The organism is Ottowia sp. (assembly GCF_016703145.1).
Classification (GTDB): Bacteria; Pseudomonadota; Gammaproteobacteria; order Burkholderiales; family Burkholderiaceae_C; genus Ottowia.
On record NZ_JADJCO010000003.1, the window covers coordinates 881372 to 904918 of the forward strand.

Consider the following 23547-nt stretch of genomic DNA (forward strand, 5'->3'; position numbering starts at 1 on the left):
TGAAATTGGCCTCTAGCCCGCATGAACACTGCGCCAGCAGCTACTGATTAAAGAGCGCAAGGAGTGCCCGACCATGGAACGCGACCAGGCCAGCAAATTCATCAACGACCTGCTCAAGCTGATGCTCACGCGCAAGGGCAGCGACCTGTTCATCACGGCCGACTTTCCGCCCGCGATCAAGGTGGACGGCAAGGTGACCAAGGTGTCGCCGCGGAACCTGACCGGCGCCCACACCCTGGCGCTGGTGCGCGCGGCGATGAACGACAAGCAGGCCGCCGAGTTCGAGCGCACCAAGGAGTGCAACTTCGCCATCTCGCCGGCCGGCATCGGGCGCTTCCGCTGCAACGCCTTCGTGCAGCAGGGCCAGATGGGCATGGTCCTGCGCGTGATCCCGCAGGAGCTGCCCACCATCGACAAGCTGGGCATGCCGCCGATCCTGAAGGACGTGGCGATGAGCAAGCGCGGCCTGGCCATCCTGGTGGGCGCCACCGGCTCGGGCAAGTCCACCACGCTGGCGGCGATGGTGGACTGGCGCAACCTCAACAGCCACGGCCACATCATCACCGTCGAAGACCCGGTGGAATTCGTGCACCCGCACAAGAACTGCATCGTCACCCAGCGCGAGGTGGGCCTGGACACCGAGACCTGGGAAGCGGCGCTGAAGAACAGCCTGCGGCAGGCGCCCGACGTGATCCTGATGGGCGAAATCCGCGACCGCGCGACCATGGAGCACGCGGTGGCCTTCGCCGAAACCGGCCACCTGTGTCTGGCCACGCTGCACGCCAACAGCGCCAACCAGGCGCTGGACCGCATCATCCACTTCTTCCCCGAGGAGCGGCGCATGCAACTGCTGATGGACCTGTCGCTGAACCTGCGCGCGCTCATCTCGCAGCGCCTGATCGGCAAGCAGGACGGCAAGGGCCGCACGGCGGTGGTGGAGATCATGCTCAACTCGCCGCTCATCTCCGACCTGATCTTCAAGGGCGAGGTCGGCGAGATCAAGGAAGTCATGAAGAAGAGCCGCGAGCTGGGCATGCAGACCTTCGACCAGGCATTGTTCGACGCCTTCGAGGCCAACCTCATCAGCTGCGAGGACGCCCTGCGCAACGCCGACTCGGCCAACGACCTGCGGCTGCAGATCAAGCTGACCAGCCAGCGCGCCAAGTCGCTCGACCTGGCGGCGGGGACGGAGCACCTGCGGATCGTCTGAATCCGGCGGGGTCGGGCGCTGCTTTGGAATTTCAAGCCAGATCGGCTGCAAGCCGGCGCGGGTATTGCGCCGGAAGCTATCAATTTTGAATATCGAGCGTCCAGCGTGAACAACCTGCGCTCAACGCGGATTACGACCGCGGCTACGCCGCTGCCTTCATCATGAAATCCACGTGCACGGCATCGTAGGGAAAGGCGATGTTCCCCTCGTCCGTTTTTTCCAGCACCCCGGCGGCCAGCAGGGCATGCACATCGGTGTGCACGCCCTTCACATCGCGGCCCACGCGGCGGGCCACCTCGCGCAGGGTCACCGGGCCGGCGCCGCACAGCGCCTGCACGATCTCCCAGCGCTTCACGGTCAGGGCAGACCACAGCGCCTGAACGGTGGGGAACGTGATGAACGCGCCCACCGGGCGCCCTTGCCGCATGGCCTCGACGAAGCGCGCATCCAATGTGCGCCGATCAGCCACTTCGATGGTCACAGTGTTCATGGTTCACCTTCCAGTTCTGCACGTCCTGCCAGAAGTCCGCCAGCAATTGCTCGGGCGTGGTGAAGGCGTAGGGATGTTCGTCCGCGCCGACGTGCCGGTGGTCGCCTTTGCCCGCTTCGTTGTCGTAGCGCACCACGCATGTCCCCCTCGACCACGTAGGCCAACCGGTATTTCAACGTGTGCGCGCTGCCTTTCAGCGGCGCCGGCAGCAGCCAGACCACGCGCTCTACAAAGCTGTTCTCGCTCAGCACCTCGCGTGATCTGATCAACTGATGCGCCTTCCGCATGCTGTAAATTGTTCCAACACGCAAGCGCTTTGTCAATGCGCCCCTGGCATCGCATCTCCGGCATTTCCAGCCCTCGCTGACGTAACCGCTTCCTACAATGCCCCGATGAGCACGACCATCCACCCCAAGACCTACGAATCCACACCCGCCCGCCAGGTCGCCTTCCTCGGCCTGGGCGTGATGGGCTACCCCATGGCCGGCCATCTGGCGCTGGCGGGGCACCAGGTGACCGTCTACAACCGCGGCCCGGCCAAGGCCGAGGCGTTTCGCGCGCAGCTGGCCGGCACCGGCCGCGTGCACGGCGCACCCACGCCGGCCGACGCGGCGCGCGGCGCCGACATCGTGTTCTGCTGCGTCGGCAACGACGATGATCTGCGCTCGGTGGTGCTGGGCGGGCAGGGCGCGCTCGCCGGCATGAAACCGGGCGCCGTGTTCGTGGACCACACCACGGCCTCGGCCGACGTGGCGCGCGAACTCGACGCCGCCGCCCGCGCGCTGGGCCTGCACTTCATCGACGCGCCCGTCTCGGGCGGCCAGGCCGGCGCGCAGAACGGCCAGCTCACCGTCATGTGCGGCGGCGAGGCGGCGCCGTTCGACGCCGTGAGGCCGGTGGCCCTGGCCTTCTCGCGCGCCTTCACGCTGATGGGGCCGAGCGGCGCCGGCCAGTTGACCAAGATGGTCAACCAGATCTGCATCGCCGGGCTGGTGCAGGGCCTTGCCGAGGCCATCGCCTTCGGGCAGAAAGCCGGTCTGGACATGGCGCAGGTGCTGGGCGTCATCGGCAAGGGCGCGGCGCAGAGCTGGCAGATGGACAACCGCGGCAAGACCATGGTGGCCGACCAGTTCGACTTCGGCTTCGCCGTGGACTGGATGCGCAAGGACCTGGGCCTGGTGCTGGACGAGGCCCGCCGCAACGGCGCGCGCCTGCCCGTCACCGCCCTGGTGGACCAGTTCTACGCCGACGTGCAGCAGATGGGCGGCGGCCGCTGGGACACGTCCAGCCTGATCCGCCGCCTGAAGTAAGCGCCGCTGTCGGCGGGCGTCGCGCACCCGATCTTCCGCCGCCGGACACAGGGGAACCCAAAGACGCGAAAGGCCGCGGAGCAGGCCATGCCAGCAACCGTCGTGGCCCGGCTTTGCCGGGCCACGACGGTGCCCCCTTCGAGGGGGGAGGAGGAACAACGCGAAGCGTGTGGAGCCTGGGGGTGGCCTATTTCACCGGCGGCAGCGTCTGCACCTGGATGGGCTGCTGCGGCTGCACGATGGTCGGCTGGGTGACCGGGTGCGTGACCACGCCTTCGGGCGTGGGTGAGCCGCCGATGCCCGGCACCGACGTCACCGGCGCCGGCGCGGGCGTGACGCCGGACGCGTCGCTGGGGTGCAGCGCGGCCTGCTCGCTGATGAAGTCGACCACGCGCACCACGCGCTGCACGCCGCCGGTGGTGCGCGCCACCTCGGTGGCCAGGTCGGTCTCGCGATGGGTCAGGCGGCCCATCAGGTAGATGGTGCCGCGCTCGGTCACCACCTTGATGCTGTTGGCCGGCACGCCGTTGGCGTTGAGCAGGCTGGACTTGACCTTGCCGGTGATCAGCGTGTCGTTGGAGCGCTGGGCCAGCGTCGAATCGGCCATCACCGCCAGCTCGTTGACCACGCCCGCCACGTCGGGCGTGCCGGCCACCGCCGCCTGCACGCGCTGGCGGATTTCCTCGGTGGGCACCTCGCCGGTCAGCAGCGCCTTGCGGTAGTAGCTGGTGATGTTGATGTGGCCGCGCCCGCCCAGCACCTCGCTGGCGCGGCTGCCGGCGCGCAGCTCGATGGTCTGGTCGGACACCTGGGTGCCGGGGCTGCGGCGGTCGATGGCCACCAGGCCGCCCACGGCCGCGGCGCCGCCGACCACGGCGGCCGCGCAGCCCGCCAGGCCGGCGGCGGCCAGGGCCAGGCACAGGGCGGCGGAGCGGGTGGAAAGGGATGTCATGCGGAGTTCTCCTCGTCGCCAAGCAGTTGTTGATCGAGGCCGTCGCACAGGCGCTGCCCAGCGCGCGGATCTGCGCGGCAAAGGCATCGGCGTACTCGCCGCGCCGCGCCACGGCGGTCAGCGTGGCGGCGTCGGTGCCCAGCGCCAGCGCGGGCAGCTCGGGCCGGGGCCGGTCGAGCCCGCCCACCAGCAGCGCCGCCACGTACTGCGCCAGCGCCCCCGAGGCGCCGTTGCCGCACACCAGCACCTTGCCGCCCCCGGTGACGCAGGCCAGCAGCGCCTGCGTGGCCTCGGCGACGGGCCGGGCCAGGGCCTGCGCCCACTGGTACTTCAGGTCGGCGCTGTCGATGAACTGCTGTTGGATGCGGTGCTCTAGCATTAATAGCAATCATAGCGGCGCCGGCGCCGGCTTTGCCTGGTTATTTGCTTCAACCGGCATCGAACGCGGCGCGCAGCCACTCGATGTGCTCGCCGTCGATCGCCACCACGTCGAACCGGCACGGCGGCGGCGCGGGCAGCCGCAGCAGGTAGTGCCGCGCCGCCAGCACGATGCGCCGCTGCTTGGCCGCGCCCACGCTGGCCGCCGCGCCGCCGTGCGTGCCGGCCGCGCGGGCGCGCACCTCGACGAACACCAGCGTGCCATCCGCCTCGCGCAGGATCAGGTCGATCTCGCCGCCGCCGCGCCCCGGCGTCCGATAATTGCGCTCGACCAGCCGCAGGCCCTGCCGCCGCAGGTGCGCCAGGGCGGCGTCTTCCGCCGCGCCGCCGCGCGCCCGGGTGGTGCCGCCGGGCGGCCCCTTGAAGAAGTTCAGCAGCGCCATCGCCATGGCCTATCGGAAGGTGTCTCCATGTCCGTCGCAGCGCCCATCGGCAAGCCCTCGTTCGACAGCGCGCTGCACGCCGCGCGGCAGGCCGCGGGGCCGCAGCATTATCCGGCCGGGGCGCTGTACGCCGTGGCCACGCCCATCGGCAACCTGGCCGACATCACCCTGCGCGCGCTGCACGTGCTGCAAATCGCCGACGCCATCGCCTGCGAGGACACGCGCCACACGCAGCGACTGCTGCGCAGCTACGGCATCGACGGCCGGCCGCTGATCGCCGTGCACGAGCACAACGAGGCCGAGGCCGCCCAGCAGGTGCTGGAGCGCCTGCGGCGCGGCGAGCGCGTGGCCTACGCCAGCGACGCCGGCACGCCCGCCGTCAGCGACCCCGGCGCGCGGCTGGCGGCGGCCTGCGCGCAGGCGGGCCTGCGCGTGGTGCCGCTGCCCGGCGCCAGCAGCGTGACCACGGCCATCAGCGCGGCGGGGCTGGCGGGCGACGGCCGCTTCGTGTTCATGGGCTTTTTGCCGGCCAAGGCGGGGGAGCGCACCGCCGCTGCCCAGGCGCTGGCGCAGGAGCGCCGCGCCGTGGTGCTGCTGGAGGCGCCGCACCGCATCGCCGCCCTGGCCGACGCGCTGGCCGCGCTGGGCGAGCGCCCGGTGACCGTGGGGCGCGAGCTGACCAAGCAGTTCGAGCAGATCGCCACCCTGCCGTGCGCCGGCCTGGCCCACTGGCTGGCGGCCGACGCGCAGCGCCAGCGCGGCGAGTTCGTGCTGGTGCTGCACCCCTTCGACGCCGCGCCGCCCGAGGGCGAAGGCGAGCGCGTGCTGAAGCTGCTTTTGCCTGAGCTGCCGCTGAAGACCGCCGTCAGGCTGGCCGCCGAGCTGACCGGCGCGCCACGCAACGTGCTCTACGGGCAGGCGCTGGCGTTGAAGGCGGCGGCGGACTGATTCTTGAATCAAATCGGCCATGAACCCGCATGGGTATTTCGTCAAAAGCTATCAAAAAAATAGCACATCACTTGAAGAACGCATAACCCACGAAGATCGCCGCCACCAGCCCCACGGCGTCGGCGACCAGCGCGCAGGGCAGGGCGTGGCGCGTGTGCTTGACGCCCACGCTGCCGAAGTACACCGCCAGCACGTAGAAGGTGGTCTCGGTCGAGCCCTGGATGATGGCGGCCAGCTTGGCCGGAAACGAATCGACGCCGTGCGCCTGCATCACGTCCACCATCAGCCCGCGCGCGCCCGAGCCGGACAGGATCTTCATCAGCCCCACGGGCACGGCGGGCAGGAAGTCGGTGGGCAGCCCCAGCGCCGCCACGGCCGCGCCGAGGGCGCCCATCGCCACGTCCATCAGCCCGGCGGCGCGGAACAGGGCGATGGCCGCCAGCATCGCCACCAGGTAGGGAATGATCTGCACGGCCACGCCAAAGCCCTCCTTGGCGCCGTCGACGAAGGCCTCGTACACGTTCACGCGGCGCACCGCGCCGGCCACCAGGAACAGCGCGATCACGCCCAGGATGGCGCCCGCGCCCACCACGCCCATCCATTGCGCGGCCTGCTCCGGCGGCTGCCGCGACAGCCACCACACCAGCGCGCCCGCCGCCGCCGCGAAGCCCGCCAGCGGCCCCAGCAGGCTGGCGCGCCACAGCGGGATGCGCTGCACCGCCGCCACCGCCAGCAGCGCCGCCAGCAGCGAGCAGGCGGTGGCGACCAGCGTGGGCACGAAGATGTCCGCCGCGTTGAAGCCCGTCAGCCCCTGCCGGGCGGCCAGCGTCTGGCGGATGGCGATGACCGAGGTGGGGATCAGCGTCAGCCCGGCGGTGTTGAGCACCAGGAACATGACCTGCGCGTTGGTGGCGGTGTCGGGCCGGGGGTTGAGCGACTGCAGCTCCTGCATAGCCTTCAGGCCCAGCGGCGTGGCGGCGTTGTCCAGGCCGAGCAGGTTGGCGCTGATGTTCAGCGTCATCGCGCCCTGCGCCGGGTGCCCGGCCGGCACGCCGGGAAAGAGCTGGCGCATCACCGGGTTCACCGCGCGGGCGAAGGCGTCGATCATGCCGGCCTGCTGGCCGATGCGCATCAGCCCCAGCCACAGCGCCATCACGCCGACCAGGCCCAGCGACACCTCGAAGCCGCCGCGGGCGGCGTCGAACAGGGCGCTCATCAGGCGCGGCAGCGCCGCCGCGTCGCCGCCCAGGGTCTGCACCAGCGCGGCGGCGATGGCGCACAGGATGAAGCCCAGCCAGACCCAGTTCAGAATCAAATTCGCCTCCAGCCAGCGACAGACAAGCGTTGGAAGCTATTGTAAATGTAGCTAAGCGGCGCTGACGGCAGCGCGCCACGCATTTCCAGCCGGCGGGGCGGTTGGCATGCCCATGCGGCCTTGCTGACGGTAACAAGCGATCAACGGCCAGCCCTGGCGTGAATGGATCAGGCCATTCGGTGGCGCCCCATCGCCGCCCCGTGCGCGCTGTTACGCAAATGCCCGCCGGGTCCGTCCCATTGATGATGCGCCCGCGTTGAGCCCTACCTAGCATGAACTCGCATCGCCGCGAACCTCAGCCCTGACGGATCACGGCCGATTGCCATTCAGACGCGGCCGCTTCGCACTGCCTTGCCAGGCCACGATGGGTGTTTGTTCAACCCTTTTTGGAGGTAAATGGCATGACTGCAGTCGACAACAACGATGCCCTGAAGCGCGCCGCGCTGAAGGTGATCTCCGCGCAATCCGGACTCAAGAGCCCGGTGCTGGTGCACGCGGCCGAAGACGTGGTTCCCTCCACGGGCCAAAGGATCCATCGCTTCTTCGCCACCGACAAGGCCAGGCCGAACGGCCCCGCCGCCAGCGTGGTGCTGGACGACAGCGGCGCGGAGGTGGATTTCGCCCGGCTCGCCGCGTCCGAGACCAAGCGCTTCTTCGCGCCGGCGATCAGCGCGGTGGCGGATGCCGTGCTGGAGCCGATCAAGGTCAAGATCGATCCACCCCGAAACGACCTGACGCTGAAGGAATGCGACACGTTCAGGGAGACGGTCACGGTGTTCATCCCCGCCACCGCGGCGCTGGCCAAGGCCGACATTTATTTCCTGGCCGACACCACGGGCAGCATGGAGCCCATCCTGGCCGCCGTGCGCGCGGGTGCCGGGGCCATCCTGGGCGGGCTGGGGGGTTTCGACTTCGCGTTCGGCGTCGGCAACTACAAGGATTTCGGCTCCGGCGATCCCTACGCCTTTCAGCCGCAGCAAAGCGTGACCAAGGTGGCCGCCAGCGTGCAGGCCGCCATCAACGCCTGGTCGGCCAGCGGCGGCGGTGACACGCCCGAGGGCCAGTTCTTCGCGCTCGACCGGCTGGCCGAGCCGGCGGGCGGCCCGATCGGCTGGCGCGCCGATTCGACGCGCATCATCGTCTGGTTCGGCGACGCGCCGGCGCACGATCCGGTGTGCGCCGCCCTCTCGGGCCTGCCGGGCGCCATCACCGAAGCCAGCGTGACCGCCAAGCTGGTGGGCGAGAAGATCGCCGCGATCGCCATCAGCACCACCACCGGCACGCCCGGCGCGCTGGACGCCGACCCGGCGCCGCTGTCCACCGACTACAGCGGCGCCTGCGGCGCGCCCGGCGGCAGCGCCGGCCAGGCCACGCGCATCGCGGCGGCGACCGGCGGCATCCACGCCACCGGCATCGACGCGACGACCATCGTGCAGACCATCATCGACCTGATCAAGAAGGTGCTGGGGCCGATCAACAACGTGTCGCTGGTGCCGGACGCCGTGGTGGCGCCGTTCGTCGATTCGATCACGCCGGCCGGCGGCCATGGCCCGCTGCCGCGCGACAAGGACCACACGCTGAAGTTCGACGTCGCCTTCTCGTCCGACCACCTCGACTGCGCCACGCGCGAGCGGGTGTTCGTCGGCGCGCTCGACGTCGTCGTCGACGGCGCGGTCGTCGGGCGCAAGCCGACGCGCATCACGGTGCCGGCCTGTCCCTTCACCTACAGCGTCAAGTTCGTGTGCGGCACGCAGCCCGAGTGCGGCTGCGAATGCGCGCCGGTGCGGCCGGGCACCTACGCGACCGAGATCAACATCCACAACTTCAAGTGCCACGACGCGGTGATCGAAACGCACCTGATCCCGCTGGTGCTGGGCGGCGCCGCCGCCGGGCGCAACCCGCGGGCGGCCACGCGCAAGGCGAGCGAGCGCACGGTGCTGCGCGCCGACACGGCGACGATGATCGACTGCTGCCGCATCGGCGAGATGCTGCTGGGCGCGCCGTCGTCCGGTCCGCAGCCGCTCGCGATCGGCTATCTGGAGATCGTGAGCAACGTGGAACTGCGGGTGACCGCGGTCTACACCGCGAGCGACCCCAAGGCCAATGGCTTGAGCATGGACGTCGAGACGGTGCAGCCGCGGCTCAAATAGCCCGCCCGCGCGTGCAAGGGGGAACGTGCGGAGCCGCGTGCCTCCTTTTTTTGTCGCCGGGCCGCCCCAAGACAAAAATGCCCCCTCGGGGGGCAGCGGACCACGCGAAGCGGGGGAGCGCGGGGGCTTTTTTTTCCTGCAACGTGTTCACGTTCGGCAGGGCAGCCTCATTTCCCGCAGCACTGCTTGTACTTCTTGCCGCTACCGCACGGGCACGGGTCGTTGCGACCCACCTTCTCGCTGCGCGCCGGCGCGATGCGCGGGCCCAGGCTGCGGGCGATGTCGTGCAGGTCGTACACCGCCCAGATGGCCTCGCCGAAGGCATCGAAGCGGGCCTCGCTCACGCTGGGCGGGCCGACCTCGTCGTACAGGTTCATCGCCGGCGCGGCGCGGTCGCCCTCCAGCAGCTCGGCGATGCAGTCCACCGCGTCGGCCATCGACTCGGCGATCTCCTTGTCGCGCGGCGGCGCCCAGTCGTCGGCCCAGTGATCGACGGCGGCCATGAAGCCGGCCGCCCACACCTGCCCCAGCGCGGGCGGCGGGCCGTCGGGCGCGGCGGCGGCGCGCTCGTCCTCGGGCAGGGCGGCCAGCAGGCCGCGCCAGTCCATCACCGCCGGCGCCAGGGCGCGCTCGTCGTCCAGCGCGTCCACCGGCGCCTGCAGCGCGGCGCGCAGCTGCGACTCGCGCGCCAGCCAGTGCATGCTGAAGTGCGTGCGCTCGGCCTCGCTGCCGAACACCTCGGCGCCGCCGGGGCCGAACAGCGCCGGCAGCCACTCGTCCTGCGGCACCGCGCGGCGCATGCACAGCAGCGCCGTCATCAGGCCCTCGCAGAACTCCCACTGCGGCGTGGTGTCGGGGTGGCGCTCGCGCAGCGCGTCCAGCGCGTCCTCCAGCGCGTCGAGCGTGGCGGAGGTGGCATCGTCGAGGTCGTCGTCCTGGGGCGTGGCGGGGTCGGTCATGGGCGCGGTGGGTTGAGGGGTCGCGCCGATCGTACCCCCGGTTCAGGCGTACAGCCCGCGCCCGCGCGCGTGCAGCCGCGACAGGCCCAGCAGCGCGTCGGTGAAGGGCGTGGGCACGCCGGCGAGCTGGCCCAGCTCGCGCACCGAGCCGACCAGCGCGTCGATCTCGACCGCCTTGCCGGCCTCCACGTCCTGCAGCATCGAGGGCCTGAAGGCGCCCAGCCTGCGCGTGACCGCGTGGCGGTCCTCGGGCGTCTGCTCGATGGGCACGCCGAGGCGCGCGCCGATCTCGCGCGCCTCGGCCATCACGCGGCTGGCGAAGCCGCGCACCAGCTCGTCGTCCAGCACGCGGTCGGCGGTGGCGCCGGTGAGGGCGCTGATGGGGTTGATGGTCATGTTGCCCCACAGCTTGTACCAAACGTCCTGCTGGATGCGCGGCGAGGCGGTGGCGTCGAAGCCCGCCCCGCGCAGCAGCGCCGCCAGTGCCCGCAGCCGGGGCGTGTCGCCGGCGGCCGGCTCGCCCACGATGAGGCCGTTGCCGAAGTGGCGGCGCACCACGCCCGGCGCATCCAGCGAGCAGCTGGCGTGCACCACGGCGCCGATGACGTGGCGGACGGGGATGGCCTGGCCGATGGCGCCGTCCGGGTCCACCGACTGCAGGCGCGCGCCCGCCAGCGCGCCGCCAAAGCCCTGTGGAAACCACCAGGGCACGCCGTTCATCGCCGTCAGCACCACGGTCTCGGGCCCCAGCAGCGGGCCGATGTGCCACGCCACCTGGGCCAGGGCAGGCGCCTTGACGGCGACGATGACGAGGTCCTGCGCGCCCAGCTCCGCTGGGTGCTCGGCGGCGCGCACCGGGTGGGCGCGCTCGCCGCCGGCCCCGTCCTCGCGCAGGCGCAGGCCGTGTGCGCGCAGGGCCGCCAGGGTGTCGCCGCGCGCGACGGCGCTCAGGTCGGCGCCCTGGGCGGCCAGCCGGGCGCCCAGCCAGCCGCCAATGGCGCCGGCGCCGTAAATCGTGATTTTATTGAACATTTCAGCCTCTAGCCCTTATCCATATTGCGCTGGTAGCTTCTTTTTTAATAGCATCAGTCCAGCGGCCAGGGCGTGGACGGCGGCAGAGGCGCGGGGTTGGCCTGGGGTGCCGGCGCGCGTCCCGGCGCCAGCGCCGCCGCGGCGCGCCACCAGGGCACGGCGCGCGGTCCGTGGGCCGGCTCCACCGCCTCGCCCAGGCGCGGCATGAGCAGGTGCGCGCCTTGCGGCGGCGGCAGCGCCAGCAGCGTCTCGGCCGGCTCGTCCCAGTCGTGCGTGGACAGCGCGAAGGTGCCCCAGTGCACCGGCAGAAAGGCGCCGCCGCCCAGCAGGTCCAGCGCCTTCAGCGCGTTGCGCGGCCCCAGGTGGATGTCGCCCCAGGCGGGGTGGAAGGCGCCCACCTCCAGCATCACCAGGTCGAAGGCGCCGAAGCGCTGGCGGATGGCGGCGTACTCCGCCGTCAAGCCCGTGTCGCCGCTGAAGAACACGCGGTGGCGCGGCGTCTCGATCACCAGCGACGACCACAGCGTGCGGTTGCGGTCCTTGAAGCCCCGGCCCGAGAAATGCTGCGACGGCGCGGCGTGCACCGCCAGCTCGGCGCCGGGCAGGCGCCAGGCCTGCCACCAGTCCAGCTCGTGGATGCGGGCAGGGGGCACGCCCCACGCCTCCAGGTGCCCGCCCACGCCCAGCGAGGTGACGAAGGGCACCTGCGGCTGCAGCCGCGCCAGCTGCCGGATGGTGCCGTAGTCCAGGTGGTCGTAGTGGTCGTGCGAGATCAGCACGGCATCGAGCGGCGGCAGGCTCTTCAAGGGCACCGGCATCGGCTGGAAGCGCTTGGGCCCGGCCCACCGCGTGGGCGAGGCGCGCGGGCCCCACACCGGGTCGGTCAGCACGCGCAGGCCGTCGATCTCGATCAGCACCGTGGAGTGGCCCAGCCAGGTGGCGCGCAGCCCGCTGCTCGCTGGCCGCTGCCAGTCGTCCAAGGGCTTCACCGACGGCAGCGGCCCTGGCGGCAGGCGCCGCTCGCCCGGGCACAGCAGGTCGCGCATGGACGGGAACGGCACCGCCGCATCGCGCAGCCCCGGCGCAATGGGATGCAGGTTGCGAAAGCCCTCGCCCGCCCAGCGCGGCGAGGCGCGCATGCGTTCGAGGCGGGCGCCCTGGGCGCGTTGGGCGAGGGACGTCATGGTGGGTTTGAGCCGGTTTCGGCCTCGGTCATGCGGTCGCGCGGGTTGTGGCTCTTCAGGCCCTTGATGGCCTTGTGGTCCTTGACGCTGACGCCGGCCCACTCCTGGTGAATGAAGTTGGTCAGGATGGCGGATTCCTGGCCCTCCTTGATGCCGTGGCCGCGCCAGTAGTCGGTGAGCTTGTTGCGCGTTTCCTGGCCCGTCAGGCGCTGCTTGCCGTCCGGAGAGGCCAATTTCAACTGTACGATTTTCTCGTACGGTTGCCCGGAACCCGCTTCTTGCGCCAACTTTCGCTTGGGGTCTGACCAGTAGCGGCGCGCGTTGCTGCTGTCGGTGAGCACCTGCACCACGTCCACGACAGAAAACCACCACGTATCGGTGGCTTCGTCATGCACGCGGCGGATGCCACGGCCTTCAAACCGGGTCGGCGGGATCGTCACTGGGTCGCTCCTTGATTGTTCTTGTGCCGGATGATGCCGAACTATTGGGCACCGGCCTCGCCGGCGGTCTTCATATCGGTTGTTCATGGCGCGGCGCGCCACCCGCGGCGCATGAAACCGGACCGCCGGACGCAGAGCACGCGAAGGATTCGCGTCCTTCGCGTCCATCTGTCTTTGTTTCATTTGGACACACAAATCACTAATTTACGTGATGGCGGCGGCGCGCCGTTCCCTCCATGCTCGGGCGGTTTCATTTCATTACCGGACCCACACCATGATTACGCTTCCCTCCCGCCTGTCCCCGTGCCTGCACTTGCCGAGGAGGTGTCCGCTGCCGCGCCTGGGCGTGGCCCTGGCGGCGGCGCTGCTGGCGGCCAGCGCCCAAGCCGCCACCCTCTCCGTCACCAACGGCGGCAACAGCGGCACGGGCAGTTTGCGCGACGTACTGGCTAACGCCAGCCCTGGCGACACCATCGACTTTGCCCCTGGCGTGGTCACGGTGTACTTGGCCAGCGAGCTCGCGCTGGCGCGGGACGTCACCATCCACGGCCCCGGCGTCACGCTCGACGGGCAACTGAAGGGCCGCGTGCTGCAAGTCAACACGGGCGTCAACGCCACGCTCCGTGGCCTCACCCTCACCAACGGCCTGCTGGCCGGCAAGGGCATTGACTGGAACGGCAACCAGGCCAGCGGGTCTTCTTACGGCGCCGGCATTCTGAACAACGGCACCCTGGTGCTGGATGGCGTGAAGGTGCAGGGCAACTACGCCACGGGCGGGGGGGGGGGGGAGGTGGCACCTTCGGCGGCGGCGGCGGCGGCAGCAGCGGCGTGAAGAACAGCGCCGGGTTGACAGGCGCGGGCGGCAACGGCGGCGCTACAAGCAGCGGGGCGGGCGGCACCGGCGACGCCGCCAACCCCACCGGTGGTGCGGGATCCGGTGTTAACACAGGCGGCAATGGCAGCAATGGGGGAGGTGCCGGCGGCGGCGGCGGCGGCCTCGGCTTCGGCGGCGGCGGCGGCGGATGGGCCGGTGGCGGTGGAGCCGGAGGGCGGCTTGGTGCGGGCGGCGGCGGCTTCGGCGGCGGGGGGGGTGATTGGAACGGCGGTGGCGGCAGCAATGGAAGCGCCGGCGGCGGCGGCGGCGGCACCTACGGCGGCAGCGGCGGCAGCGGCGCAGCCGGTAATGATGCAGGAGTCGACGCCGGCTATGGCCGTGGCGGCGGTGGCGGCTACGCGGCGCTGAGCGGCGTTTGGGTCGGCGGCGGCGGCGGCGCGGGCGGCAACAGCGGCGACAGCGGCGGCGCGGCGGCGGGCGGCATTTACAACGCGGCGGGCGCCACGCTCACGGTGCAAGGCGCTGGCTGCGCCGTCAGCGCCAACCTGGCGGCGGGCGGCGGCGGCCCTGGCTACCGCGGCGGCGGGGCCGCCGTGGGCGGGCTGTGGAATGCCGGTGTGCTGAACATCACGCCCGCCTGCCAGGCAGCGGTGAGTGGCAATGCCGCCGGCGGCGGGCGCGGGGGCAACAGCGGTGGCCCTGCGGCTGCCAGCGCTAACCTGGGGGGCAGCGGCACCACCAACACGGTCTTTGGGCTGCAAGTGGCCGTCAGCGGCGGCGGCAGTGTGTCGGCGGCAACCCCTCCGACACCGCAGTCGGGCGGCATAAGCACCTGTACCAGTACCGGCGGCGCCGCCTGCCTGGCGCTGTATGACTCGGCCTGGCCCGCCGTGCAGGTCACCCTCACGGCCACGCCGGCAGCCGGCCAGCACTTCAGCGGCTGGGGCGGCAACTGCGCGGCGGGTGGTACCACCCCGCAGGCCACGGTCACGATGGACGGCGACAAAACCTGCACGGCCAGCTTTGAAATCAACAGCCACGACATCACCGCCACGGCCAGCCCCCCAGCAGGCGGCAGCGTGAGTTGCGACGACAGCACCGTCACCCACGGTGGCTCCACCACCTGCACCGCCAGCCCCCATGCGGGCTTCACCTTCAGCGGCTTCAGCGGCTGCGACAGCGTGAGCGGCATGGTTTGCAGCCTGAGCAACGTCACCCAACCGCGCAACGTGCAAGCCCACTTTGCGGCCATCACCACCTACAGCGGCACCACCGTGCCCGCCAGCGGCACCGGCGGCGCGGCCAGCGCCAGCTTCACGGGCGGCGGCGACAGCTGCCACTTTGACCCCACGCCCGGCGCCACCGCCTTCGTACCCGCGCCCGCCAACCCGCCGCGGGGCAAGGCGCTGCCGCAGGGCCTGTTCCAGTTCAAGCTGGTGGGCTGCGAGGAGGGCGGCACCGTGACCATGCAGGTGACCTGGCCCGAGCCGCTGTCAACCGCCATGGGCGACTACCTGAAGCACGGCTTCGCCACCCCGGCCGATATGGGCAGCAGCACGCGCAGCTACTTCGCGCCCGTTGGCATCGCCGTCAGCGGCCACACCGCCACCTTCAGCGTGACCGACGGCGGGCTGGGCGATGACGACTGGGCGCGGAACGGAGAGATCACCGATCCCAACGGCCCGCTGCGCGCGGCCGCGGCGCCCGCGCCCACGCCCGTGCCGGGCCTTGGCCCTTGGGCGCTGGCGCTGCTGGGCTTGCTGACCGCGCTGACCGCCGCGCTGCCGCGGCGCGCCACCCGCGGCGCATGAAATGGTTTGGCGTTGAGCGTTTTGCGTTTTCACGCTCAACGCCAAACGCAGGACGCACAACGGGCTGTTTCGTCTCAGTAGCCGGCACCGCTGGCGGCGGCCGTACCTTCCTTGAACTGGCCCAGCAGCGCCTGCGCCCCGCTGGCCAGCAGCGCGGTGTCGATGCCCACGGCCACGAACAGCGCGCCGGCCGCCAGCCACTTGCGCGCCCGCGGCTCGCTGGTGGCAAGAATGCCGGGGGCCTTGCCGGCCTTCAGGATGCGGGCAATGCCCTGCTCGATGGCGGCCTGCACGTCGGGGTGGGCGGCGTTGCCGGGGTGGCCCATGCTGGCGGAAAGATCCGCCGGGCCGATGAACACGCCGTCCACGCCGGGGGTGGCGGCGATGGCGTCGAGGTGGCGCATGGCCAGCGCGGTTTCGGCCTGCACCAGCACGCAGACCTGGCCGTTGGCCTCGTGCACGTAGCGCGGGTGCGCGTTCCAGCGCGCGGAGCGCGCCAGCGAACTGCCCATGCCGCGCACGCCGGCGGGCGGGTAGCGGCAGGCGGCGGCCACCTGCGCGGCCTGCTCGGGGGTGTCCACCATGGGCACCAGCAGGGTCTGGGCGCCGATGTCGAGGTACTGCTTGATGAGCGCGGTGCCGGCCTCGCCGGTGCCCAGCGGCACGCGCACCACGGGGTGCGAGCGGGCGTCGCCAAAGGCGTGCTGGGCGCTGGCCACGCCCTGCAACTGGCCGAGGGTGGAGCGCAGGTCGTTGGGCGCGTGCTCGCCGTCCAGCAGCAGCCAGTCGTAGCCGATGCCGGCCAGCAGCTCGGTGCTGTAGGGGCTGGCCAGCGCGGCCCACAGGCCGATCTGGGTGCGGCCCTCGGCCAGGGCCTGCTTGAAGGGGTTGTGCGGGGTTTTCATGGTCGCCTTGTGTTTTGCGTCCCGTGGATTCTGGCGCAGCCCGGCGCCCAAGGCCGCGCCCTGGCGCTGGCCAATGGCGTCGGCGCGCTCGGCTCGCTGCCCTACAACGTCAACTACTTCCGCCACACGCCGACCGCGCCCGACGCCGCGCGCGAAACCGGCCGCACCGACTTCACGCCCCTGTGGGGCGGCCAGAACGCCAGCGGCTGACGCAGCGCGCCGGCGGCGGAGATCACGCGGGCGCTGGCGCGGGGCTGGGGCTGAGGAGGCCGGAAGGCGGCCCCGCGGCGTGCGCGCCAGGTGATTTTTTTCGAGGGCCGCTGCGCCATTGCCTGCAAAATGAACAGCATGGCCCATGGCGCTCTGATCCAGACACTCGCCGCCGCGCTCGGCCTGGCGCTGCTGCTGGGCTTCGTGGCCGCGCGGCTGCGCGTGCCGGCGCTGGTGGGCTACCTCGTGGCGGGCGTCATCATCGGGCCGTTCACGCCCGGTTTCGTGGCCGACAGCGACATCGCGGCGCAACTGGCCGAGATCGGCGTGATGCTGCTGATGTTCGGCGTCGGGCTGCATTTCTCGCTGGGCGACCTGCTGGCGGTGCGGCGCATCGCGCTGCCGGGCGCGCTGGTGCAGATCGTGGCCGCCACGCTGATGGGGGCCGGGCTGGCCACCTGGTGGGGCTGGTCGCTGGGCGCCGCGCTGGTGTTCGGACTGGCGCTGTCGGTGGCCAGCACCGTGGTGCTGCTGCGCGCGCTGGAGCACATGGGCCTGCTGGACACGCACACCGGCCGCATCGCGGTGGGCTGGCTGGTGGTGGAGGACCTGGCGATGGTGCTGGTGCTGGTGCTGCTGCCGCCGCTGGCCGAGGCGCTGGGCGGCCGGGCCGGCGCCGCGGCGGGCGAGGAGGCGCACGGCGCGGCCTCGGTCTGGCACGCCCTGGGGACGACGCTGCTGCAGGTGGGCGGCTTCGTGGCGCTGATGCTGGTGGTGGGGCGGCGGCTGTTCCCGTGGGTGCTGTGGCAAGTCACGCGCACCGGCTCGCGCGAGCTGTTCACGCTGTGCGTGGTGGCGGCGGCGGTGAGCATCGCCTTCGCGTCGGCGGCGCTGTTCGGGGTGTCGTTCGCGCTCGGCGCCTTCTTCGCCGGCATGGTGATGCGCGAGTCCGAGTTCAGCCACCGCGCGGCGCAGGAGTCGCTGCCGCTGCGCGACGCCTTCGCGGTGATCTTCTTCGTCTCGGTGGGCATGCTGTTCGACCCGGCCGTGCTGCTGCAGCGGCCGCTGCAGGTGCTGGCGGTGGTGCTGGTCATCGTGCTGGGCAAGTCCTTCGCGGCCTGCGCGCTGGTGCTGGCCTTCCGCTACCCGCTGGCGACGGCGCTCACGGTGAGCGCCAGCCTGGCGCAGATCGGTGAGTTCTCCTTCATCCTGGTGGTGTTGGGCATGAAGCACGAACTGCTGCCGGACGAGGCGCGCAGCCTGGTGCTGGCGGGGGCGCTGATCTCCATCGCCCTCAATCCGCTGTGCTTCCAGGCCATCGGGCCGCTGCTGCGCTGGTTGCGCGTGCATTCGGCGCTGGCCCGGCGGCTGGAGCAGCGCGACGACCCGCTGGCCGAGCTGCCGCGGAGCACCGAGGCGCGCTACCTCTCGCGCCAGGTGGTGCTGGTGGGCTACGGCCGGCTGGGGCGGCGCATCGCCGACCAGCTGAAGGCGAGCGACGTGCCGTTCGTGGTGGCGGACCAGAACCGCGAGTTGGTCGAGCGGCTGCGCGAGCAGGGCTTCGCGGCCGTGTGGGGCAACGCCGCCGAGCCGGCGGTGCTGATCCAGGCGCACATCGCGCGCGCCCGCGTGCTGGTGGTGACCACGCCGGACACGCTGAACATCCGCCAGATGATCGCCACCGCGCGCACGCTCAACCCCCCGATCGAGATCGTGGTGCGCGGCCACAACGAGACCGAGGCGCAACTGCTGGTGCAGGAAGAGGCCGCCACGGTCTACATCGGCGAGCAGGAACTGGCGCGGGCGATGGCGCGCGACGTGCTGGAGCGGGCCATGGCGCCCCATTCGGAGGCGGGGGCGCTGAAGGCCTGGTAGGGCCGGCGTTTCGGGGCGCGCCCTCGGCCCTTACCCCGGCCGTCGTGCGGGGAGAGCGGGCGGAACAGCCGGCACATCCACTCGTTCGCTCTGTCGCGCCGGCCCACGCAGCCAGCGCGCCGCCGCTGCCCGCGGCAGGCCGGGGTCGCCGGTGGTCAGCAGTTGCAGCGCGCCGCCGCCGGGCGCGGAGGCCAGCAGACCGGCCTGCGCCAGCAGGCGCCGCGTCTGGCGCGCCACGGGCTCGCCGGTTTCGACCAGCCGCACGCCGTGGCCGGCCAGGCGCTGCAGCACGCTTTCGGCGAAGACGTAGTGCGTGCAGCCCAGCACCAACGTGTCGATGGCGCCTGTTTCAGTGCCAAATCGGCCCATGGCCCGCATGTACATTGTGCAGAGCGCTTCAATTTCTGCAGCGGCCGTGGCGCCGGCCAGTCCCTCGGCGACCGCCTGCTCGATGGCGTGAGCGAGGCCGTCGCAAGGCTGCACGATGAATTCGGCCTGCGACCGCAGCGAATCGAGCAGCCGTCCGAACTTGCCGCTGGCCAGCGTGCCGCGCGTGGCGATGACGCCCACGCGCCCGGTGCGCGTGGCCGCCACGGCGGGCTTGAGGGCGGGCTCCACGCCGACCACGGGCAGTCCGGGGTGGCTGGCGCGCGCCTCGTGGATGGCCGCCGCCGTGGCGGTGTTGCAGGCCACCACCAGCGCCTTGATGCCGTGCGCCCGCCGCAGGTGGCCGGCGATGGCGTGCGTGCGCGCGGCGACGAAGGCGTCGCCGCGCTCGCCGTAGGGCGCGTGGCCGTTGTCGGCCAGGTAGACGAAGTGCTCGTGCGGCAGCTCGGCCTGCAGCGCGCGCAGCACGCTCAGGCCGCCGACGCCGCTGTCGAACACGCCGATGGGGGCCGCTTCGGACGACTCCGGGCTCATGTCACGGCAAGGTCGCCCTTGGTCTCGCGCCCCAGCAGGGCCACGGCGAGCGCGCCGACGGCGAGGGCGGCCGCGAACAGCCCGAAGATGGCGCCCGTGGCCCAGCCCTGGGCGCCCAGGTACGGGATGGCCAGCGGTCCCAGGATGCCGCCGACGCGGCCCACGCCGGCGGCGGTGCCCACGCCGCTGGCGCGGATGGGGGCGGGGTAGTTCTCGGGCGAGTAGGCGTAGAGCGCGCCCCAGGCGCCGAGGTTGAAGAACGACAGCAGCGCGCCATGCAGCAGCAGCGCGCCCTCGGTGCTGGCGGTACCGAAGGCCCAGGCGCTGGCGGCGGTGCCGGCCAGGTACGCCACCAGCACGAACTTGCGGCCCATGCGCTCGATCAGCCAGGCGGCGGTGAAGTAGCCGGGCAGTTGCGCGAAGGTCATCACCAGCACGTACTCGAAGCTCTTGATGAGCGCGAAGCCCTTGCCCACCATCACGCTGGGCAGCCACAGGAACATGCCGTAGTACGAGAACACGATGGTGAACCACAGCACCCACAGCACCAGCGTGGCGCGCGCGTGCGCGGGCGACCACAGGGCGGCCAGCCGCGCCGTCCAGGGCAGGCCGGCGGCGGGCGGGGCGGTGGGCTTGTCGTCGGGCAGCCCGCGGCGCAGGACCAGCGCATGGACGGCGGGCAGCGCGCCCAGCAGCAGGGCCACGCGCCAGCCCATGTCCGGCGCGAAGCGCGGGATGACGAAGTAGGCGATCAACGCCGCCAGCAGCCAGCCCAGCGCCCAGAAGCTCTCCAGCAGCACCACGACGCGGCCGCGCTCGTGCGCCGGCACGCGCTCCGACACGTAGGTGGAGGCCACCGGCAGCTCGCCGCCCAGCCCCATGCCGATGAAGAAGCGCAGCACCATCAGCACCGCCAGCGTGCTGGCGAAGGCGGACAGGCCGCTGGCGATGGCGAACAGCAGCAGCGTGACGATGAACACGCTCTTGCGGCCGATGCGGTCGGCCATCATGCCGAAGGCGACGGCGCCCACGGCCATGCCGATGGAATTGATGGCGCCCAGCCAGCCCATCTGCCCGGCCGACAGGCCCCAGTCGGCCTTGAGCGCGGCCAGCACGAAGGACAGCAGCCCCACGTCCATCGCGTCGAACATCCAGCCCAGGCCCGAGGTGACGAGCAGGCGGTTCCTCGACACGGGAGGCGTGCTGGCGGCGGCCGCTGGGGCGGTCATGGTCGGCTCCGGGGTGGGTGGAAAGGGTGGCGCATGGTACCCGGCTGGCGGCGACCGCAAGGGCGAGGGGGTTGCGTGGCCGGGCTGGCGGCGCGCCGAGGCATCGGTGCGCCGAAGTGGGGGGCAATGATTTTCATATGGCAATTCATTGATTATTTATTTCACATGACATGTTTTTCGTCGAGATGGGGTACCATCTTTCTCACCCGGCGAGCGCGCACCGCCGCGAAAGCCAGCCAGAAGGAGCACGACATGAACGCCGCCCTGCACAAGCCGCAAGTCCACCCCGAAGCGGTACTGACCAAGGCCACCGTCCGGGCGGCCGAAGGGCTGGGCCTGCACAACGCCGACCTGGCCCGGATCATCGGGGTGAGCGACTCCACGGTATCCCGCTACAAGACCAAGGGCGCGGGCATTTCGCCCACGTCCAAGCCGGGCGAGCTGGCCTTGATGCTGATCCGCGTCTTTCGCTCGCTCGACCCGCTGGTGGGCTCGGACAACGAGATGCGCAAGGCGTGGATGCACTCGGACCACCAGGCCCTGGGCGGCGTGCCCGCCAAGCTGATCCGGCATCCGGAAGGCCTGGTCAGGACGCTCGCCTACCTGGACGGCATGCGCGCGGCGGCATGAGCGCCGCGCCCGGCCGCCCGAAGCAAGCGCGCACCGCCGCCGAAGGCGAAGCAACTCCAGTGACCGCGGAGGGGTGGGAGCCGCACTGGCTCCAAGACCACGCCGGCCGAATTACCGAGCCCCAGGCCTGGCGCGGGGTGGAAAGCCAGTACGCCAGCTCGACCACGCTGCTGGTGGACTCGCTGGACGAGCACGACGCGCTGGAGCGGCTGCTGGAAGGCAGCAAGCCGCCGTTGCCGGAGGCGGCGGATCCGCGCAAGCACTTCCTGCTGGTCACCCCGTTCCGCTACACCCCGCTGCACGACAGCCGGTTCCGCCAGGCCGGCCAGGGGCGGCACGGCCTCTGGTACGGCGCCCGGCAGTTGCAGGGCGCGTGCGCCGAGGTGGCCTATTGGCGCATGCGCTTCATGCAGGACAGCGCCGGACTGGCCAGCAGCAAGATCATCACCAAACACACGTTCTTCGCGGCCGAAGTCGCGGGTAACGGCATCGATCTCATGGCACCGCCCTGGAACGCCTTCGAGGCGGCGTGGAAGCACAGCGGCGACTACGCCGAAACCCACCGCCTGTCCGCGGCGGCGCAAGCCGCCGGTATCCAGGTCATCCGCTACGAATCCGCCCGCGCGCCTGGTTGCGCCTGCGTGGCGGTCTTCACGCCCGACGCCCTCGGCGAGCCCCGCAAGGGCCTGGACGCGTCCCGGCAGCAATGGACCTGCACCGCCACGCGCGAGCACGTCATGATGGCGCGGGACGGCGGCGCCGGGCGCTACGAGTGGCCGGGGTAGGGCCGCCGGCACCCCAGCCGGTACGATCGGCCCGATGGCCAGCCCCAAATCCATCTACACCTGCAACGCATGCGGCGCCACCAGCCCGCGCTGGCTCGGCAAGTGCCCGGGCTGCGGCGCCTGGAACACGCTCGTGGAGTCCGCCGCTGAAAGCGCGGCACCCGGCAAAAACCGCCTGAGCGCTGGTTTCGCCGCGCTGGCGCCGTCGTCTGCCGTGCAGGCGCTGGCTGAGATCGAGGCGGTGGACGTGCCCCGCACGCCCACCGGCCAAGGCGAACTGGACCGCGTGCTGGGCGGCGGCATCGTGCCCGGCGGCGTGGTGCTGATCGGGGGCGATCCGGGCATCGGTAAATCGACGCTGTTGCTGCAGGCCCTGGACGCGCTGCAGCGCGCCAGCCTGCCGACCCTGTACGTGACCGGCGAGGAAAGCGGCGCGCAGGTGGCGCTGCGTGCGCGCCGGCTCGGCATCACCGGCTCCCAGGTCGCCGTGCTGGCGGAAATCCAATTGGAGAAGATCATCGCCACGCTCGCTGCGCAGCAGCCGGCCGTGGCGGTGATCGACTCGATCCAGACCGTCTACAGCGACCAGCTCACCAGCGCCCCCGGCAGCGTGGCGCAGGTGCGCGAGTGCGCGGCGCACCTGACGCGCTGGGCCAAGGCCAGCGGCTGCGCCATCGTGCTGGTGGGCCACGTGACCAAGGACGGCCAGCTCGCCGGCCCGCGCGTGCTGGAGCACATGGTGGACACGGTGCTGTACTTCGAGGGCGACACGCACAGCAGCTTCCGGCTGGTGCGCGCCATCAAGAACCGCTTCGGCGCCGTCAACGAGATCGGCGTGTTCGCCATGACGGAAAAAGGGCTGAAGGGGGTCAGCAACCCCAGCGCCATCTTCCTGAGCCAGCACGCCCAGCCGGTGCCGGGCAGTTGCGTGCTGGTCACGCTGGAGGGCACGCGGCCGATGCTGGTGGAGATCCAGGCGCTGGTCGATGGCGGCGGCCCCAGCCCGCGCCGCCTGTCGGTGGGCCTGGAGCGCGACCGCCTGGCCATGCTGCTGGCCGTGCTGCACCGCCACGCGGGCGTGGCCTGCGGCGACCAGGACGTGTTCGTCAACGCCGTCGGCGGCGTGCGCATCAGCGAGCCGGCGGCCGACCTGGCGGTGCTGCTGGCCATCTCCAGCAGCCTGCGCGGCCGGCCCCTGCCCAAGGGCTTCATCGCCTTCGGCGAGGTGGGCCTGGCTGGCGAGGTGCGGCCGGCCCCGCGCGGGCAGGAACGGTTGAAGGAGGCGGCCAAGCTGGGCTTTTCCGTCGCCGTGGTGCCCAAGGCCAACGCGCCGAAGAAGGCCGGCGGCGAGCTGGAAGGGCTGACCATCCACGCGGTGGAGCGGGTGGAAGAGGCGATGGAGGTGGTGCGGCGATTGGATTGAGCGTCCGAATGCTGCTTTTTTTATAGCTATCGACGTAGATAGTACGACGATTGAAGGCCGTTTTCATTCAGAAAAACCGTGTACGGCGCCGCACCAGGGCTGCACTGGCCAG

General features: G+C 71.4%; 23 protein-coding genes and 1 pseudogene. 11 read left to right on the forward strand and 13 right to left on the reverse strand.

Going from position 1 to position 23547, the window contains the following annotated elements; all coding sequences use genetic code 11:
- The first annotated feature begins 73 nt into the window (after positions 1 to 73).
- Positions 74 to 1210: a PilT/PilU family type 4a pilus ATPase gene (locus IPG65_RS07880; RefSeq protein WP_293188677.1), complete on the forward strand. Its 1137-nt coding sequence runs from the start codon at positions 74 to 76 to the stop codon at positions 1208 to 1210.
- 142 nt (positions 1211 to 1352) lie between these two features.
- Here the strand turns inward: IPG65_RS07880 and IPG65_RS07885 are convergent, their stop codons facing one another.
- A complete protein-coding gene (locus tag IPG65_RS07885; protein WP_293188678.1) occupies positions 1353 to 1700 on the reverse strand; it encodes a transcriptional regulator in 348 nt (115 codons plus the stop codon).
- Positions 1672 to 1836 (reverse strand): DUF6516 family protein, encoded by a 165-nt coding sequence (locus tag IPG65_RS07890; protein ID WP_293188679.1) that lies wholly within the window; start codon positions 1834 to 1836, stop codon positions 1672 to 1674. Before IPG65_RS07890 ends, IPG65_RS07885 begins: the two co-directional genes overlap by 29 nt.
- Positions 1837 to 2092: 256 nt before the next feature.
- Here IPG65_RS07890 and IPG65_RS07895 point away from each other — a divergent pair, with 256 nt between their 5' ends.
- Positions 2093 to 3010 carry an NAD(P)-dependent oxidoreductase gene (locus IPG65_RS07895; RefSeq protein WP_293188680.1) on the forward strand — a complete coding sequence of 306 codons (918 nt, stop codon included), beginning with the start codon at positions 2093 to 2095 and terminating at the stop codon, positions 3008 to 3010.
- A gap of 187 nt (positions 3011 to 3197) precedes the next feature.
- Here the strand turns inward: IPG65_RS07895 and IPG65_RS07900 are convergent, their stop codons facing one another.
- The 3 genes and pseudogenes from IPG65_RS07900 to IPG65_RS07910 all read right to left on the reverse strand — a co-directional run bounded on the left by IPG65_RS07900 (position 3198) and on the right by IPG65_RS07910 (position 4789).
- Complete coding sequence (locus IPG65_RS07900; protein ID WP_293188681.1) at positions 3198 to 3962, reverse strand: BON domain-containing protein; 765 nt, start codon at positions 3960 to 3962, stop codon at positions 3198 to 3200.
- A gap of 127 nt (positions 3963 to 4089) precedes the next feature.
- A pseudogene (locus tag IPG65_RS07905) lies at positions 4090 to 4341 on the reverse strand (SIS domain-containing protein); the annotation flags it as partial.
- A 49-nt stretch (positions 4342 to 4390) separates the two neighbouring features.
- The gene (locus IPG65_RS07910) at positions 4391 to 4789 is read right to left on the reverse strand and encodes a YraN family protein (RefSeq protein WP_293188682.1); all 399 of its coding nucleotides are present in this window, start codon (positions 4787 to 4789) and stop codon (positions 4391 to 4393) included.
- A gap of 21 nt (positions 4790 to 4810) precedes the next feature.
- On the opposite strand from IPG65_RS07910, the gene rsmI reads away from it, so the two are divergent.
- A complete protein-coding gene (gene rsmI, locus IPG65_RS07915) occupies positions 4811 to 5731 on the forward strand; it encodes a 16S rRNA (cytidine(1402)-2'-O)-methyltransferase (RefSeq protein ID WP_293188683.1) in 921 nt (306 codons plus the stop codon).
- A 67-nt stretch (positions 5732 to 5798) separates the two neighbouring features.
- Here rsmI and IPG65_RS07920 read toward each other — a convergent pair whose 3' ends face one another.
- Positions 5799 to 7046, reverse strand: coding sequence for a nucleoside recognition domain-containing protein (locus IPG65_RS07920; RefSeq protein WP_293188684.1), 1248 nt, complete (start codon positions 7044 to 7046; stop codon positions 5799 to 5801).
- Positions 7047 to 7447: 401 nt separating this feature from the next.
- On the opposite strand from IPG65_RS07920, the gene IPG65_RS07925 reads away from it, so the two are divergent.
- Positions 7448 to 9196, forward strand: coding sequence for a hypothetical protein (locus IPG65_RS07925; protein ID WP_293188685.1), 1749 nt, complete (start codon positions 7448 to 7450; stop codon positions 9194 to 9196).
- A gap of 167 nt (positions 9197 to 9363) precedes the next feature.
- Here IPG65_RS07925 and IPG65_RS07930 read toward each other — a convergent pair whose 3' ends face one another.
- Genes IPG65_RS07930 through IPG65_RS07945 form a run of 4 tightly spaced genes read right to left on the reverse strand, consistent with a single transcriptional unit; the run spans position 9364 to position 12811 of the window.
- A complete protein-coding gene (locus IPG65_RS07930; RefSeq protein WP_293188686.1) occupies positions 9364 to 10155 on the reverse strand; it encodes a UPF0149 family protein in 792 nt (263 codons plus the stop codon).
- A 42-nt stretch (positions 10156 to 10197) separates the two neighbouring features.
- Complete coding sequence (locus tag IPG65_RS07935) at positions 10198 to 11187, reverse strand: 2-dehydropantoate 2-reductase (protein WP_293188687.1); 990 nt, start codon at positions 11185 to 11187, stop codon at positions 10198 to 10200.
- 53 nt (positions 11188 to 11240) lie between these two features.
- Positions 11241 to 12371 carry an MBL fold metallo-hydrolase gene (locus tag IPG65_RS07940; RefSeq protein ID WP_293188688.1) on the reverse strand — a complete coding sequence of 377 codons (1131 nt, stop codon included), beginning with the start codon at positions 12369 to 12371 and terminating at the stop codon, positions 11241 to 11243.
- On the reverse strand, positions 12368 to 12811 hold the full coding sequence (locus IPG65_RS07945) for a hypothetical protein (RefSeq protein WP_293188689.1): 444 nt from the start codon (positions 12809 to 12811) through the stop codon (positions 12368 to 12370). The genes IPG65_RS07940 and IPG65_RS07945 overlap by 4 nt, the downstream gene beginning before the upstream one ends.
- A gap of 274 nt (positions 12812 to 13085) precedes the next feature.
- Here IPG65_RS07945 and IPG65_RS07950 point away from each other — a divergent pair, with 274 nt between their 5' ends.
- Positions 13086 to 13643, forward strand: a complete 558-nt coding sequence (locus IPG65_RS07950; protein WP_293188690.1) for a hypothetical protein — start codon at positions 13086 to 13088, stop codon at positions 13641 to 13643.
- On the forward strand, positions 13640 to 15457 hold the full coding sequence (locus IPG65_RS07955; RefSeq protein ID WP_293188691.1) for a choice-of-anchor U domain-containing protein: 1818 nt from the start codon (positions 13640 to 13642) through the stop codon (positions 15455 to 15457). The genes IPG65_RS07950 and IPG65_RS07955 overlap by 4 nt, the downstream gene beginning before the upstream one ends.
- 74 nt (positions 15458 to 15531) lie before the next feature.
- Here the strand turns inward: IPG65_RS07955 and IPG65_RS07960 are convergent, their stop codons facing one another.
- Positions 15532 to 16362, reverse strand: a complete 831-nt coding sequence (locus IPG65_RS07960; protein ID WP_293188692.1) for an HpcH/HpaI aldolase/citrate lyase family protein — start codon at positions 16360 to 16362, stop codon at positions 15532 to 15534.
- Positions 16363 to 16371: 9 nt separating this feature from the next.
- Between IPG65_RS07960 and IPG65_RS07965 the strand changes: the two genes are divergently transcribed.
- Together IPG65_RS07965 and ybaL are read left to right on the forward strand one after the other, a co-directional pair.
- On the forward strand, positions 16372 to 16572 hold the full coding sequence (locus IPG65_RS07965; RefSeq protein ID WP_293188693.1) for a hypothetical protein: 201 nt from the start codon (positions 16372 to 16374) through the stop codon (positions 16570 to 16572).
- A 138-nt stretch (positions 16573 to 16710) separates the two neighbouring features.
- On the forward strand, positions 16711 to 18447 hold the full coding sequence (gene ybaL / locus IPG65_RS07970) for a YbaL family putative K(+) efflux transporter (protein WP_293188694.1): 1737 nt from the start codon (positions 16711 to 16713) through the stop codon (positions 18445 to 18447).
- A 30-nt stretch (positions 18448 to 18477) separates the two neighbouring features.
- Here ybaL and murI read toward each other — a convergent pair whose 3' ends face one another.
- Both murI and IPG65_RS07980 read right to left on the reverse strand, forming a co-directional pair.
- Entirely contained in the window at positions 18478 to 19368 is an 891-nt protein-coding gene (murI, locus tag IPG65_RS07975; protein WP_293188695.1) for a glutamate racemase, read from the reverse strand.
- Positions 19365 to 20597 (reverse strand): MFS transporter, encoded by a 1233-nt coding sequence (locus IPG65_RS07980; RefSeq protein WP_293188696.1) that lies wholly within the window; start codon positions 20595 to 20597, stop codon positions 19365 to 19367. Before IPG65_RS07980 ends, murI begins: the two co-directional genes overlap by 4 nt.
- 252 nt (positions 20598 to 20849) lie before the next feature.
- On the opposite strand from IPG65_RS07980, the gene IPG65_RS07985 reads away from it, so the two are divergent.
- From IPG65_RS07985 to radA, 3 genes are read left to right on the forward strand one after another with little or no spacing between them, the layout of a single operon-like run.
- Positions 20850 to 21227: an antitoxin Xre-like helix-turn-helix domain-containing protein gene (locus IPG65_RS07985; protein ID WP_293188697.1), complete on the forward strand. Its 378-nt coding sequence runs from the start codon at positions 20850 to 20852 to the stop codon at positions 21225 to 21227.
- On the forward strand, positions 21224 to 22012 hold the full coding sequence (locus tag IPG65_RS07990; RefSeq protein ID WP_293188698.1) for an RES family NAD+ phosphorylase: 789 nt from the start codon (positions 21224 to 21226) through the stop codon (positions 22010 to 22012). Before IPG65_RS07985 ends, IPG65_RS07990 begins: the two co-directional genes overlap by 4 nt.
- Positions 22013 to 22046: 34 nt before the next feature.
- On the forward strand, positions 22047 to 23435 hold the full coding sequence (gene radA / locus IPG65_RS07995; RefSeq protein ID WP_293188699.1) for a DNA repair protein RadA: 1389 nt from the start codon (positions 22047 to 22049) through the stop codon (positions 23433 to 23435).
- The last annotated feature ends 112 nt before the right edge of the window (positions 23436 to 23547 follow it).